Origin of the sequence: Streptomyces rubiginosohelvolus (genome assembly GCF_014649875.1) — a bacterium.
GTDB classification, from domain to species: domain Bacteria; phylum Actinomycetota; class Actinomycetes; order Streptomycetales; family Streptomycetaceae; genus Streptomyces; species Streptomyces rubiginosohelvolus.
Window position 1 is genome coordinate 257,971 of sequence record NZ_BMTW01000006.1, and the last position, 13,272, is coordinate 271,242.

At 71.8% G+C, this 13,272-nt stretch carries 14 protein-coding genes; 8 read left to right on the forward strand and 6 right to left on the reverse strand.

Annotated elements, in window-relative coordinates; genetic code table 11:
- Positions 1 to 135 precede the first annotated feature (135 nt).
- The 4 genes from IE134_RS16955 to IE134_RS16970 all read left to right on the forward strand — a co-directional run bounded on the left by IE134_RS16955 (position 136) and on the right by IE134_RS16970 (position 4,875).
- Complete coding sequence (locus tag IE134_RS16955; protein ID WP_229823615.1) at positions 136 to 1,734, forward strand: hypothetical protein; 1,599 nt, start codon at positions 136 to 138, stop codon at positions 1,732 to 1,734.
- A gap of 211 nt (positions 1,735 to 1,945) precedes the next feature.
- On the forward strand, positions 1,946 to 3,055 hold the full coding sequence (locus IE134_RS16960; protein ID WP_189430934.1) for a FecCD family ABC transporter permease: 1,110 nt from the start codon (positions 1,946 to 1,948) through the stop codon (positions 3,053 to 3,055).
- Positions 3,055 to 3,837: an ABC transporter ATP-binding protein gene (locus IE134_RS16965; protein WP_030717852.1), complete on the forward strand. Its 783-nt coding sequence runs from the start codon at positions 3,055 to 3,057 to the stop codon at positions 3,835 to 3,837. Before IE134_RS16960 ends, IE134_RS16965 begins: the two co-directional genes overlap by 1 nt.
- Positions 3,838 to 3,852: 15 nt before the next feature.
- Positions 3,853 to 4,875, forward strand: coding sequence for an ABC transporter substrate-binding protein (locus tag IE134_RS16970; protein WP_098017627.1), 1,023 nt, complete (start codon positions 3,853 to 3,855; stop codon positions 4,873 to 4,875).
- 64 nt (positions 4,876 to 4,939) lie between these two features.
- Here the strand turns inward: IE134_RS16970 and IE134_RS16975 are convergent, their stop codons facing one another.
- Together IE134_RS16975 and IE134_RS16980 are read right to left on the reverse strand one after the other, a co-directional pair.
- A complete protein-coding gene (locus tag IE134_RS16975; RefSeq protein WP_030717859.1) occupies positions 4,940 to 5,770 on the reverse strand; it encodes an aldo/keto reductase in 831 nt (276 codons plus the stop codon).
- 187 nt (positions 5,771 to 5,957) lie between these two features.
- Positions 5,958 to 6,875 (reverse strand): NAD-dependent protein deacetylase, encoded by a 918-nt coding sequence (locus IE134_RS16980; RefSeq protein WP_126931803.1) that lies wholly within the window; start codon positions 6,873 to 6,875, stop codon positions 5,958 to 5,960.
- Between the two features lie 244 nt (positions 6,876 to 7,119).
- On the opposite strand from IE134_RS16980, the gene IE134_RS16985 reads away from it, so the two are divergent.
- The gene (locus IE134_RS16985; protein WP_098894326.1) at positions 7,120 to 7,698 is read left to right on the forward strand and encodes a snapalysin family zinc-dependent metalloprotease; all 579 of its coding nucleotides are present in this window, start codon (positions 7,120 to 7,122) and stop codon (positions 7,696 to 7,698) included.
- A 139-nt stretch (positions 7,699 to 7,837) separates the two neighbouring features.
- Here the strand turns inward: IE134_RS16985 and IE134_RS16990 are convergent, their stop codons facing one another.
- A complete protein-coding gene (locus tag IE134_RS16990) occupies positions 7,838 to 9,022 on the reverse strand; it encodes an SGNH/GDSL hydrolase family protein (RefSeq protein ID WP_126931802.1) in 1,185 nt (394 codons plus the stop codon).
- 44 nt (positions 9,023 to 9,066) lie between these two features.
- The gene (locus IE134_RS16995; protein ID WP_030717876.1) at positions 9,067 to 9,642 is read right to left on the reverse strand and encodes a TetR/AcrR family transcriptional regulator; all 576 of its coding nucleotides are present in this window, start codon (positions 9,640 to 9,642) and stop codon (positions 9,067 to 9,069) included.
- Positions 9,643 to 9,724: 82 nt separating this feature from the next.
- Between IE134_RS16995 and IE134_RS17000 the strand changes: the two genes are divergently transcribed.
- The 3 genes from IE134_RS17000 to IE134_RS17010 all read left to right on the forward strand — a co-directional run bounded on the left by IE134_RS17000 (position 9,725) and on the right by IE134_RS17010 (position 11,979).
- Entirely contained in the window at positions 9,725 to 10,216 is a 492-nt protein-coding gene (locus IE134_RS17000) for an FBP domain-containing protein (RefSeq protein WP_097884373.1), read from the forward strand.
- Positions 10,217 to 10,525: 309 nt separating this feature from the next.
- Positions 10,526 to 11,776 (forward strand): cytochrome P450, encoded by a 1,251-nt coding sequence (locus IE134_RS17005; protein ID WP_126931801.1) that lies wholly within the window; start codon positions 10,526 to 10,528, stop codon positions 11,774 to 11,776.
- A gap of 5 nt (positions 11,777 to 11,781) precedes the next feature.
- The gene (locus tag IE134_RS17010; RefSeq protein ID WP_030717884.1) at positions 11,782 to 11,979 is read left to right on the forward strand and encodes a ferredoxin; all 198 of its coding nucleotides are present in this window, start codon (positions 11,782 to 11,784) and stop codon (positions 11,977 to 11,979) included.
- A 119-nt stretch (positions 11,980 to 12,098) separates the two neighbouring features.
- Here IE134_RS17010 and IE134_RS34190 read toward each other — a convergent pair whose 3' ends face one another.
- Complete coding sequence (locus IE134_RS34190; protein WP_229823618.1) at positions 12,099 to 12,254, reverse strand: hypothetical protein; 156 nt, start codon at positions 12,252 to 12,254, stop codon at positions 12,099 to 12,101.
- A 422-nt stretch (positions 12,255 to 12,676) separates the two neighbouring features.
- Positions 12,677 to 13,246 (reverse strand): tellurite resistance TerB family protein, encoded by a 570-nt coding sequence (locus IE134_RS17020; RefSeq protein ID WP_029182479.1) that lies wholly within the window; start codon positions 13,244 to 13,246, stop codon positions 12,677 to 12,679.
- Positions 13,247 to 13,272: the final 26 nt, after the last annotated feature.

Here is a 13,272-nt window from a genome sequence, read left to right on the forward strand (position 1 = left end):
AACGCCGAGGACGTACCCGGAGCCTTCCGCCCTCCATGATGCTGCCGGGCGCGCGCACCGCGTGAAAACCACCGGGCGCGCGCACCGCGTGAAAACCACCTGCTCCCCGGCCGAGGACCCGGCAGGATGCCCTCCGTGAACCACCTCCTGTGCGGGCTCGCCGCGAACGAGAACCTGCCGTCGTCCCTGCTCGACCGGCTGATCGCCGTCGCCGACGCCGAGGTCGCCGACCACCTCGCCGACCGGGCGGACCTCAGCCGCGCCCAGGCCGTCGCCCTGGCCGCACGCGTCGAGGAGAGCGGGGTGCCCCTCGCGTGCAGGGGGCGGCTTACGGCTGCGGACGTCGACCCCGTGGCCCGGCCCGACGTGGCTCTCGCCCTGCTCGACACGGGGGCGGCCCCCGCCGCGTGGGCGCGCCTCCTCGCGGCCGATCCGGTCGTCGAGCACCGGGAGAAGCTGGCCGCCTGCCCGGGCCTCCCGCCCGACGTGGTCGAGACGCTGGCGGCGGACCCGGAGATACGGGTCGTCGCGGAGGCAGCCCTCTGGGCCCCGGCACGGGTGGCCGCCCGGCTCGCCGCGCATCCGCACGCCGAGGTGCGCCGCATGGCCGCGGCCAACGAAGCGACACCGCCGTCCGTACTGGAGGCCCTGGTGACCGGGGACGGGCTGCCCGCCGCGCGGCACTGCCTGGTATGCGACCGGCGGACGCCGCCGTTCGCCCACGATCCGCACGGCCCGCGACCCGATCGCGACCTGCCACCGTGGGCTTCCTGCGACGGTGCCCACGCGTCCACCACGCACGACCTGCTGTACGCGGCGCTCCGTAACCCGACCACCCCGGCCGGGGCCCTCGTCGGCTTCGTCGACCACCCGTCGCACCTGCTGCGGCGGGCGCTGGCGGCCCGCCGTGATCTGCCTCCCCCGGTGTACGAGCTCCTCGCCTCCGACCCCGACCCCGGGGTACGCGCCGGCCTGGCCGAGAACCCCGCCATCGGCGACGCCCTGATCCGCGCGCTCGCCGACGACGACTGCCACGACGTGCGGCGCGGGCCGGCGCATCACCCGGGCGTACCCCTCGACGTGCTCACCCGCCTGGCCCGCGGCACCAGGATCGGCGCCACCCTGTTGCCGAGGATCGCCGCCGCCTCGCTCGCCGAGGTCGAGGCACTGGCCGGGTCGTCGGACCCGGCGGCGCGGATGCTCGTGGCGCAACGGCGCGACCTCCCCGCCGAGATCCGCGACGCCCTCGCCACCGACCCCGACGCCAAGGTGGTCAAGTCCGTCGCCCCGCACCCCGGGTTGGAGGAGTCGCAGCTCCGCGCCCTGGCAGGCCGGCACGGCGCCCGGGTCATCGCGGGGATCGCGGCCAATCCCGATGCGACACCGGCGCTGCTGGCCGAACTGGCCCGGCACGAACCACCCGTACGCAAGGCACTCCGGCTCATCGCCGGGCACCACAACGCGACGGCCCCGGCGCTCCTCGCCTGTCTGGACGACGACGAGGCACGACCCGTTGCCGCCAGGCACCCGGCGCTGCCGCAGTCGGTCGTCACCGATCTCGTCGCGGGCGCCGACCTGCGGTCGGCGGAAGCGGCCGCCGCCAACCCATCGCTGCCGCACACGGTGATGACGGAATTCCTGCCTCCCCCGCCCGTACGTGCGGGGAGCCCGGGCGGGGATGCCGAGCCCGCCGCCCTCGGCCCTCCCCGAGGCCGGGACCGACGTACGCGCTAGGCTGCGGACTCGCCACGGGGGAAGTCCGGTCGAAATCCGGCGCTGACCCGCAACGGTAGACGGACCCCCGGTCCGTGAGCCCGATCACCCGCGGCACAGAAGGCTCCTGACCATTCGCCGTGGACTGCGAAAAGGGCGCTGCGCGGGACGGCCGCCGTCCGGGGCCGCTCCTCCTTGCGCGACGCACGGCCCGAGGCGAAAGCGACCGGCCGTGGCCACGTCTCTCGACCGCATACCCGCCAAGCCGCCGAGTCCCGCGCGCGTCGGCTCCGGACCGGCGCCGCCCCGCCGCGTACCCCTGCCCCTCCTCGTGACCGGGTTGAGCCTCGCCCTTCCGCTCTCACTCGTCTGCGGCGCGGCACTGGGGGCCTCGGGGCTCTCCTGGGCCGAGGTGACGCGCTACCTGTGGGCGGGGCTGACCGGCGGAGCCATCGGCTCCGACGAGGTCCCGGCCTACACGATCGTCTGGGAACTGCGCCTGCCACGGGCGGTTCTGGCCGCTGTCGTGGGCGCAGGTCTGTCGGCCATCGGCGTCGCCGTCCAGGGCATGGTGCGCAACGCGCTCGCCGATCCGTTCGTGCTCGGCATCTCCTCGGGCGCGGCGGTCGGCGCCAACGCCGTACTCATCTTCGGGGCCTTGGGTGCGCTGGGCATCTGGGCGCTGTCCACGGCGGCGTTCGCCTCCGCGCTCCTCGCGATGCTGCTCGTGTACGCGGTCGCCCGCACCGAACGCGGTCTCACCCCGCTCCGGCTCGTGCTGACGGGGACCGCGATGTACTACGGCTTCTCCGCCGTCACCACGTTCATGGTGTTCGCGGCCGAGCGCGGGGAAGCGGCCCGCTCCGCGATGATGTGGCTGCTCGGCAGCCTGAGCGGGGCCAACTGGGGTGCCGTGCCGATCGCCGCCGGGGCGGTGCTCGTCGGCCTCGCCCACCTCGGCTGGTCGGCGCGGCGTCTGAACGCCCTCGCCATGGGCGACGAGACCGCCGCCGCGCTCGGCGTCGCCCCCGGGAGACTGCGCAAGGAACTCTTCCTCGTCTCCGCGGCCGTCACCGGGGCGGTGGTCGCGGTCAGCGGGGCGATCGGCTTCGTCGGCCTGATGGTCCCGCACGCCACCCGGATGCTGGTCGGCGCGGACCACCGGCGGCTCCTGGGCGTCGCACCCCTCGCGGGAGCCGTCCTGCTGATCTGGGTCGATATCCTCTCGCGCGTGGTGCTCGCCCCGGCCGAACTGCCGGTGGGCGTCCTCACCGCGGTCATCGGCGTTCCCTGCTTCATCCTCCTCATGCGCCGGCGCGCCTATTCCTTCGGGGGCATCTGATGCGGATCGACATCGACGCGCTCACCGTCGAGATCGCCGGCGCACGCCTGGTGGACCAGGTCACCCTGGGCGCGGCCGACGGGCAGTTCGTCGGCCTGGTCGGCCCCAACGGCAGCGGGAAATCCACCCTGTTGCGCTGCGTCTACCGCGCTCTGCGCCCGTCCGCCGGCGCCGTCAGGATCGGCGGTGAGGACCTCTACGCCCTCTCCACCCGGGAAGGCGCCCGACGGCTGGCCGCGCTTCCGCAGGACGCGGTCGCCGAATTCGACTTCACCGTCATCGAGATCGTCGCCATGGGCCGTCTGCCGCACCAGGGGCCGATGGCCCGCACGACCGACGAGGACCGCCGCCGCTGCGACGAGGCGCTGGAAGGCGTCGGGGCGGGACACCTGGCCGAACGCGGCTTCCTCACCCTCTCCGGCGGCGAACGGCAGCGCGTCCTGATCGCCCGCGCGCTCGCCCAGCAGCCCCGGGTCCTGGTGCTCGACGAGCCGACCAACCACCTGGACATCGCCCACCAGTTGGAAGTCCTCGCTCTGGTCCGCGACAGCGGCCTGACGGTGCTGACCGCCCTGCACGACCTGAACCTCGCCGCCCTTCACTGCGATGTCGTCCACGTCATCGACAGCGGCCGGATCGTCGCCTCCGGACCGCCGCACGACGTCCTGACCACCGACCTGCTGGCCGACGTCTTCGGCGTACGGGCACATCGCGTCACCCACCCCGAAACCGGGGCGCTGCAACTGCTCTTCGACCTTCCCCCGGCCCGTCCCACCTCCTGAAGGAGACCCGCCCTCATGCCCCATCCCCTGCGCCCCGCGGCCCTCGTCCTCGCCGCCGCCCTGGCCCTCACCGCCTGCGGAGCGGACGTCACCCCGGAAGCCGACGGGAAGGACAGCAGCGCACAGGCCGACCGCCACTACCCGGTGACCGTGGAGAACTGCGGTGAGAAGAAGCGCTACGACAAGGCCCCGCAGCGCGTCGTCACCAACGACGTCGGCATCACCGAGATCATGTTCGCCCTCGGACTCGAGGACCACATGGCCGGATACGTGATGCCCGACGACAAGGGCGACATGACGTCCGTCCCCTGGAAGGACGGCTACAAGAAGACCAAGTGGCTCTCCAAGGAGCGCATCAACAAGGAACTGGTCCTCGACGCCCGGGCCGACCTGGTCTTCGCCGGCTGGAACTACGGATTCAACGAGGGCGAGGGCTTCACCCCCGCCGAACTGAAGCGCGTGGGCATCGACTCCTACCTGCTCAGCGAGTCGTGCCGGAACGGGCAGGGCAAGGCCCGCGGCGTCATGCCCCCGCTCGAAGCGCTCTACACCGACCTGCGGAACCTCGGAAAGATCTTCGACGTGGAGGACCGGGCGGACGCCCTCATCACGTCCTTCCGGAAGGAGGTCGCCGACGCGCGCTCCCAGGCGGCCACGGACGACGGCCGCCTCCGCGTCTTCCTGTACGACGACGGGAAGGACAAGCCGCTGACCTCGGGCGCGTACGCCGGACCGCACGACATCATCACCAAGGCCGGCGGCGACCACATCATGAAGGACCTCAAGGACAGCTGGACCACGGTGGGCTGGGAGACCGTCGTCGACCGCGACCCCGAGGTCATCGTCATCAACAACTACGGCGACACCGGCGCGGACGAGAAGCGGAAGTTCCTGAAGTCCTACAAGCCCCTCGCCGGCGTCTCGGCGATCAAGAACGACCGGATCGTCGTCCTCGACTACGTGGACCTCGTCGAGAGCCCGCGCAATCCGGCGGCGATCAGCTCGCTCGCCGAGGACCTGAGGAAGTTCGCACGGTAGAAGGGCCATGGTGTGCGTAGGCGGTGGGGACCACCGCGTACGCACACCATGCCGCCGGGCCGGGTCAGCCGTTGAACGTGTCCGGGTCCGGCCCGGTGCGCTCGTCACGGTTGAGGGCGGCGATCTCGCCGATGTCCCCTTCGGTGAGCTCGAAGTCGAAGAGCGCGAAGTTGTCCTGGATCCGCTTCAGCGTCACGGACTTGGGGAACACGATGTCCCCGCGCTGCAGATGCCAGCGCAGCACCACCTGCGCGGGGGTCCTGCCCACCCGCTCGGCGATCCGCGCGATCGCCGGGTCGGAGAGCACCTTGCCCTGGGCGATGGGCGACCACGCCTCCGTGGCGATGTCGTGCTCCGCCCCGAAGGCCCGCAGGGGGTCCTGCGTGAGGTACGGGTGCACCTCGATCTGGTTGACGGCGGGCACCACCGTGCTGCTGTCCAGCAGCCGGCGCAGATGGTTCTCCTGGAAGTTGGAGACCCCGATCGCCTTGGCGCGCCCGGACCGGTAGATCTCCTCCAGCGTCTTCCACGTCTCCACGAAGTCGCCCGAACCGCCCGGCAGGGGCCAGTGGATGAGGAAGAGGTCCAGGTAGTCGAAGCCCAGCTCCTCCAGGGAGCGGTCGAACGCCCGGAGCGCCTCGTCGGGTGCGTGCGCCCCGTTGTTCAGCTTGCTCGTGACGAAGACGTCGGCGCGGTCGAGCCCGGATTCCCGGACGGCCTGGCCGACCTCCTTCTCGTTGCCGTACATCTGCGCCGTGTCGATGTGCCGGTAGCCGGTCTCCAGCGCGGCGACCGTGGTCTCGCAGGTCTCGTCCGGCGGGATCTGGAAGGTCCCGAAGCCGAGCTGGGGGATCGTCACACCGTTGTTGAGGGTGATGGACGGTACTGAAGGCACGGTTGCTCCTTGCTCTGTCGACGGCCTCGGAAGGCGGTGTGGGGGACGCATGGGATGCGGCGGGGCAGCCGCCTCTCAGTGGGGTACCCGACTGACCGAGCAGAAAACTGCCCATAAGCATCTATATCGGTAATATCCCGCGTGCGCAGAGTGACGGAGGGGGCGGGGAGGGGTGGGCCTCGCCCCGCTACGCGGGCTCTGCCGTCGCGTCGGCGGCATGGGCGGGGACGTGAACACCCAGCCGGCCTGCCGCGGCGGTGAGGGCCGCTCCCAGCGGAAGGGCGATACGGGTCACGGCGTGCCGGTCGCCCCGGGTCGCATCCCGGTTGACGATCAGCACCGGCGTACCGGCCCCGGCGGCCTGGCGGACGAAGCGGAGCCCCGACATCACGGTCAGCGACGAGCCCAGGACCAGCAGGGTGCGCGCCTCGCGGACCAGCGTGCGGCAGCGCTCGACCCGCTGCGGGGGCACGGCCTCGCCGAAGAACACCACGTCCGGTTTGAGGACGCCCCCGCACGCGGCACACGCCACCACACGGAAGTCCCCGACCTGCTCGTCCGTGAGGTCCGCGTCGCCGTCCGGGTTCAGCGAGGAGGCCACCGGAGCGAAACCCTCGTTGGCCGCCTCCAGTCGGTGCGCCAGCGCGCGGCGCGGGCTGAAGGCGCCGCAGGAGAGGCAGACGACCCGGTCCAGACGTCCGTGCAGGTCCACGACCTCCTCGCTGCCCGCGGCCTGGTGCAGCCCGTCCACGTTCTGGGTAATCACCCCCGCCAGCAGGCCCTGCCGCCCGAACGCGGCCACGGCCCGGTGCCCGGCGTTGGGCCGGGCGCGGCCGAACGTACGCCAGCCGAGATGGCTGCGCGCCCAGTAGCGGCGACGGGCCCCGGCGTCGCCCGTGAAGTCCTGATAGGTCATGGGGGTGTGGCGGCTCAGGCTCCCACCCTCGCCCCGGTAGTCGGGGATGCCCGACTCCGTCGAGATGCCCGCCCCGCTCAGGATCAGGACACCGCCACCGCGCAGCGCCTCGGCAACCGGCTCCAGGTCCGTCGTGCCCGGCGGCAGCTCCTCGGCCGAGGTCCAGCTCAGGGTGGGTCGCATGCGCATGCCCTCCAGGGTACGGAAACGGCCCCCGGTGTCGCCGGCCTCGCGCCACCACGGGGCAAGGGTCGGTTTCCGGCCTCATTTCGTGACAGGGGCATGACCAAGGTCCGATCGCGGCATACGTCCTGCGGCCCGGGAGGAACGGCAACCGGCCATCGAGGCCGCCCGGTTCCCCGCGAACCGGCCGTTTCTCCCACTCGCCCGGCTCCGCGAGGAGCCGAGCCCCCCATGAGTGAAGGGACGAACAATGCTGGATTCCAGATGGTTCAAGGCGGCCGGTGTCGCCGTGACGCTCACCCTGGCCTCGGCCACGGCGGCGCACGCCGCTCCCGCGCCGGACCCGGCCGCGGAGACCACGGCGGCCGTGGTGACGCTCCGCTACGACGACAGCCGGGCCGGCGGCTGGGAGGCGGCGATCGCCGCAGGGGTCGCCTCCTGGAACGCGAACGTCGGCAACGTCAAGCTCGTCGAGGCCGCGCCCGGCACGCGCGCCGAGATACAGATCGTGGCCACCAGCGGCTGGCCCCAGGCCACGCTCGGCCCGGTCCGCCCCGGCGGCCAGGCCCGGGTCGAGCTGGGCAGCCAGGCGGTCACCCAGGGCCATAACAAGACCCGTATCGCCGCCCATGAACTCGGCCACAGCCTGGGCCTGCCCGACACCAAGCCCGGCCCCTGCTCGCAGCTGATGTCGGGCTCCAGCGCCGGTACGAGCTGCACGAACGCGGTTCCGAACGCGGCCGAGCGGTCCCGCGTGGAGTCCGCCTACGCGGGCGGCCTCGCCTCCCTCGTCCCGGCCGACGGTCGCATCCTGGTGGACGCCCCGTAATCGGCCGTACGGCGAAAGGCGGGGAGCCGGGCTCGTATCGAACCGGCTCCCCGCCGACCGGCAACAGAGTGTTCGGCTGCCCGTCGACCGGCGGACGAGGCGCCGGGCGGGGATCCGGCCGGTGGCCGGGCGCTCGGCATCACCGCTCCTGCGGAGCGAAGGGCCCACCGAGGCCGAAGGCGTGCCGGGAGAAGCGTTCGGCGATACGCCGGTGGGTGGCGGGATCCGGGTGCAGATCGTCGGGCAACGGGAGCTCGGCATGATCGGCCGCGCCGTAGAGGGCCAGCCCGTCGAGGTGGTGCAGATGGGGGTCGGTGGCCGCGCGCTCCCCGACGATCCGGGTCAGCTCGTCCCGGATGACGGTGAGAGTGAGCTTCCCCGCGGCGACCTCCGCCGGATCGCCGGTGGCTGTGAACCCCACCCGCCCCTCGCTCATCGCGGTGAAGTCCGGGGCGAGCGGCCCCGGGGTGTTCTCGTGGATGGGGCAGCAGATCGGCGAGATCACCAGCAGGGGTGCGGTGGGGTGCCCGTCGCGCAGAGTGTCGAGGAAGCCGTGGACAGCCGGGCCGAACGCGCGCAGCCGCATCAGGTCGGCGTTGACGATGTTGATGCCGATCTTGACGCTGAGCAGGTCGGCGGGGGTGTCGCGCATGGCGCGGGCGGTGAAGGGGTCGAGCAGGGCGCCGCCGCCGAACCCCAAGTTGATCAGTTCGGCGCCGCCGGAGGCCGCGGCCAGGGCCGGCCAGGTGCCGGTCGGGGTGGTGGCGTTGGAGCCGTGGCTGATGGAACTGCCGTGGTGCAGCCAGACCGGGCGGCCGCTCGGCCGGGGAGCGCGGACCGGAGCGTCGGTGCGCAGGGCGACCAGGCGCGTCGTCTCGTCGTGGGGCAGCCAGATCTCGACGTCCTTCTCGTCGTCCGGAAGGCCGGTGAACCGGAGCGTCTCGATCGGCCCCGGGCGAGTCTGGGCCGTCCCCGCGGACATGTCGATGGTGAGCGTGTCGCCGGCGCGGACACTGGCCCGGCCCGCGAGACGGCCGTCCACGAGGAGTTCGTACACACCGTCGGGGCGCGGGGGCGCTCCGACGTAGACGCGCTTGGTGGCGACCACGTCCAGTTCGACGGCGGTGGCCCGGGTGCGGAACGCCAGCCGGACCCCTGAGGGCTGCGACTCGGCCATCGCCAGCTGGCCGTCGGTGATCTGTTGCCGTGCCCGGGCGGGCAGCCGGTGCGGCAGCACTCCGCGCTCGGTCTGCTCCAGGTCGAGCGCGCCGCGCAGGATGTCGGTGCTGATGGGTGTCGTCGTCCAGTCGTGCCGGGTGGTCATGTTCTCGGTCTCTTCGTTCGTCGCGAGGGGAGGGGGTGTCCGGGTCAGGAAGAAGAAGCGGGCCAGTTGCGCAGCAGGGAGTCGAGCGCGTCGAGGATCTCCGTCCAGCTCTCCTCGGAGGAGGGGGCGCTGTGGCTGAAACTGCCCGCCATCTCCAGCTCCACGTAGCCGTTGAAGACGCTGCCCAGGAGCCGCACCGCGTGCGTCTCCTGAAGCTCGGGCAGGTCGTAGCCGCGCAGGAGCGCCCGTGTCATCCGGGAGTGGCGCGGGCCCGCGCTCGCGGCCGCCGTGGCCGCGTCGAGGCGGAACCGGGCGGCGGCGAAGCGGCCCGGGTGCTGGAACGCGTAGTCACGGTAGGCGTTGGCGAACGCGCCGAGCGCGTCCCTGCCCGCCCGCCCCGCGATGGCCGCCGACGCCTGGTCGGCGAGTTCCTCCAGGGCCAGCAGGGCGATCCTGGTCTTGAGGTCGTGGGCGTTCTTGACGTGCGAATACAGGCTCGCGGTCTTGATGCCCAGCTTCCGGGCGAGCTCCGACGGGGTCACCTGCTCGAAGCCGATCTCGTCCGCCAGCTCCGCGCCCGCCCGCACCACGCGCTCCGCGGCCAGTCCCGCTCGTGCCATGCCACCCTCCGAACACTGCCCCATAGTTGCCTAAAGAAATATACGTTTGCCTAATGGTCTTAGGCAAATTAGCGTGGATCTCATGAAACCCCTGACCGAGCGAGAGATCCGCAGCGCCTTCGTGAACTGCACCAAGGGTGAGGCCAAGCGCCTGTCCGTCCCCCGTGACCTGGCCGACCGGCCCTGGGACGACCTGGACTTCCTGGGCTGGCGCGACCCCCAGGCCCCCGACCGGGCCTACCTGGTGATGCCGTCCGGTGAAGGCCACGTCGGGGTCCAGTTGCGCTCCTCCGCCGCCGGCTCCTCGCAGACCCGCCGCAGCATGTGCTCGATGTGCGTGACCGTCCACACCGGGGGAGTCTCCCTGCTGGTGGCCCCTAAGCCGGGGAAGGCGGGCAAGCAGGGCAACTCGGTCGGCGCCTACATGTGCACCGACCTCGCCTGCTCGCTCTACGTACGCGGGAAGAAGGACGCCGGAGTGGGCGGGCGGCTGCGCGAGTCCCTCACCCTGGAACAGCAGATCGACCGCACCATGACGAATCTCGCCGCGTTCATCGCCAAGATCACCGCTTGACGCCCCGGGTGCCCCGCCGCTCGACGGATGCCCGAAGTGGCGCGGACGGTATGGTTCCGGACAGCCTGGTGAACGGATTCGGGCCCCGCGTGAGCCAGGGCTCCGCCCGCATCCCGCCCGTCCATCCCTCCCTGCCTGAGGGGATGAGCAGGCGTTCGATCACGTGCGAAAAACACCGGCCAGATCTGAGGCTCCGTGATGTGGCCGGTCCATGCGTCGACCAGATAGGTGCCTGAGGCATCTTATTGGGGTGAGGTGCGGAGTGACCCGCTTCGCACCCATCACCGAGCACTGCGAGGCGACCGCTCCATGACGGAATCCACGACGGAACCGGCCCGCCAGGACCGTGCCTTCACCGGCACCGCCACCGAACCGACCCCCGCGCCACCGTTCCCGCAGGACCGTGAGTGCCCCTACCACCCGCCCACCGGCTACGAACCGCTGCGTGCGCAGGGCCCGTTGAGCCGGGTCACGCTCTTCGACGGACGCCCGGTCTGGGCCGTCACCGGGCACGCGCTCGCCCGTCGCCTGCTTGCGGATCCCCGGCTCTCCACCGACCGCACCCACCCCGGCTTCCCGATTCCGGCCGAGCGGTTCACGCAGACGCGGCAGCGGCGCGTGGCGCTCCTCGGCGTCGACGACCCCGAGCACAACGCCCAGCGCAGGAAGCTCATCCCGAGCTTCTCCGTGAAGCGGATCGCCGCGCTGCGCCCACAGATCCAGGAGGCGGTGGACGGGCTGCTGGACGCGATGGAGCGGCAGGGGCCGCCCTCCGAACTGGTCGCCGACTTCGCGCTGCCGGTGCCGTCCATGGTGATCTGCGCACTCCTCGGCGTGCCCTACGCCGACCACGCGTTCTTCGAGGGCTGCTCGCGCCGCCTTCTGCGCGGCCCCGCCGCGAGCGATGTGGACGGCGCACGGATCGAACTGGAGGATTATCTCGGCGTGTTGATCGACCGCAAGCGCGCGGAACCGGGGGACGGGCTGCTGGACGAACTGATCCACCGGGACCACCCGGACGGGCCCGTCGGCCGGGAGGACCTCGTCTCCTTCGCTCTGATCTTGCTTGTCGCGGGACACGAGACGACGGCGAACATGATCTCGCTCGGCACGTTCACGCTGCTGCGCCATCCCGGTCAACTGGCGGCGCTGCGATCCGGAGAGACGACGACGGCCGCAGTGGTCGAGGAACTTCTGCGCTTCCTCTCCATCGCCGAAGGTCTGCAACGGCTGGCGGCCGAGGACATCGAGGTGGACGGGACGACGATCCGCAAGGGCGAGGGCGTCTTCTTCTCGACCTCGCTCATCAACCGCGACGCCGACGTGTTCGAGCATCCGGAGACGCTGGACTGGGACCGGTCCGCCCGCCACCATCTCGCCTTCGGCTTCGGCGTCCACCAGTGCCTGGGCCAGAACCTGGCCAGGACCGAGCTCGACATCGCCCTGCGCACCCTCTTCGAGCGGCTGCCGGCCCTCAGGCTGGCCGTACCCGCGAACGAGATCCGGCACAAACCCGGTGACACCATCCAGGGCCTGCTCGAACTACCCGTGGCCTGGTGAGGGTCATGGGCATCCGGGTCGACAGGGAACGCTGCGTGGGGGCCGGCATGTGCGCGCTGACCGCGCCGGACGTGTTCACCCAGGACGACGACGGGTTCAGCGAGATGCTCCCCGATGGCCCGGCGGTGCCGGAGACCCACCCGCTGGTACGGGAAGCCGCACGGGCCTGCCCGGTCGGGGCGGTCGCTCTCACCGACGACTGAACCCCGACGCCTGGCAACGGCGACGGACGGGCCGGGACACCGCACCGGCCCGCTAACCGGACCCGGCGGGGGAGCGAGCCGCCCGCCCCGCCGGGTCCCGGCCGGGGTCGGGTTGACCGTCACCCAGCCGTCCCCTCCGGGCCGCCCGTCGCGGTAGCCGCGTACGTGATCCGGCCCTGCATCCCCGCCTCGGCGCCCTCCGCGGCGTGGACCTCCAGCAGTACCTGCGGGCTGTAGTCCGGGCCGATCAGCGGCACCTGGGCGACGGCGCACACTCGGTCGTCCCGCTGGGCGCGCAGTTCTCGGGCCAGATCACCTCTGCCACCCCCGCGAGCCCGGAGGCATCGACGGTCAGGCGGCCGTCCGTGACGGTGAAGGTGTCGTTGTCGTGGTTCAGACCGACCTCGACCGGGGTCGCCCCCTCGGGGCCTGTCTGCAGGTTCTTCTCGTACGGCGCGGCGATCCACAGCTGGTCGGACTCGGCGGCGGACGCCGGTACGGACAGACGGCCAACAGGATTCCGGCGGTCGCGACGGCGCCCGTGCCGAAGCGTGCGAACGGATGGGCGGAGACGGGGCCAATGGTTCTCCAGTAGCTGGGCACAGTGCACTCCTGCCGGGGCGTGGCATGCCCCGGCAGCCCTATGGCGATCAAGGAACGCCCAAGGTTGTGCTGTGTCCTGCCAGAACCTGACGGCTCAGAGGCCGAACTCCTGCGGGGAGACACCGAGCGCCATGCACGCCTCCCGCAGAACCTGCGCCTCGGCCGGGGCGATGTACCCGTCCGCGCCGGCGATCACGAAGCCGGTCTGGACGACCGCCTTGGCCTCCACCGGCTTCTTCGCCGCCTTGGCGATCTCCTGCATGGCATCGGCCTTGCCCTGCTGGAAGTTGAAGGTCAGCTGGTCGACGTGCTTGTTGAACCGCTGCCGCAGCTGCTCGGGCGGGAAGTTCTGCAGGACGTCGTTCTGCAGGATCAGGTTCTCCACATGGTGCCGCTCGGCCGGGTCGACGGAACCGTCGGCGGCCGCGACCAGCGCGCACATCGCCATGCTGGCGTCCCGGTAGGCCCCGCTCTTGAGCTCGGTCTTCAGGGAGCCGAGCTGCGACTTGAGCAGCCCGACCAGCTTCTCCTTCGAGCCCCCCGAACCTCCCGAGGCCCCCGGGCCTCCGGTTCCCGGCTGCCGCTGACCGGCGGGGCCCCTCGCGCCCTGTGCCTGCTGCTGAAGCCCCTTGGCCTGGTCCTTGAGGCGATCCCACATTGCCATGTCTGCCACCTTGTCGATCGGATCGA

What these genes read in the sequence shown, in the direction of transcription:
- IE134_RS16985 (WP_098894326.1), top strand. Translation starts at nt 7,120, where the DNA reads ATGCTGGATTCCAGATGGTTCAAGGCGGCCGGTGTCGCCGTGACGCTC.
- IE134_RS16965 (WP_030717852.1), top strand. Translation starts at nt 3,055, where the DNA reads ATGCGGATCGACATCGACGCGCTCACCGTCGAGATCGCCGGCGCACGC.
- IE134_RS16980 (WP_126931803.1), bottom strand. Translation starts at nt 6,875, where the DNA reads ATGCGCATGCGACCCACCCTGAGCTGGACCTCGGCCGAGGAGCTGCCG.
- IE134_RS16990 (WP_126931802.1), bottom strand. Translation starts at nt 9,022, where the DNA reads ATGACCACCCGGCACGACTGGACGACGACACCCATCAGCACCGACATC.
- IE134_RS17005 (WP_126931801.1), top strand. Translation starts at nt 10,526, where the DNA reads ATGACGGAATCCACGACGGAACCGGCCCGCCAGGACCGTGCCTTCACC.
- IE134_RS17020 (WP_029182479.1), bottom strand. Translation starts at nt 13,246, where the DNA reads ATGGCAATGTGGGATCGCCTCAAGGACCAGGCCAAGGGGCTTCAGCAG.
- IE134_RS17000 (WP_097884373.1), top strand. Translation starts at nt 9,725, where the DNA reads ATGAAACCCCTGACCGAGCGAGAGATCCGCAGCGCCTTCGTGAACTGC.
- IE134_RS16995 (WP_030717876.1), bottom strand. Translation starts at nt 9,642, where the DNA reads ATGGCACGAGCGGGACTGGCCGCGGAGCGCGTGGTGCGGGCGGGCGCG.
- IE134_RS16970 (WP_098017627.1), top strand. Translation starts at nt 3,853, where the DNA reads ATGCCCCATCCCCTGCGCCCCGCGGCCCTCGTCCTCGCCGCCGCCCTG.
- IE134_RS17010 (WP_030717884.1), top strand. Translation starts at nt 11,782, where the DNA reads ATGGGCATCCGGGTCGACAGGGAACGCTGCGTGGGGGCCGGCATGTGC.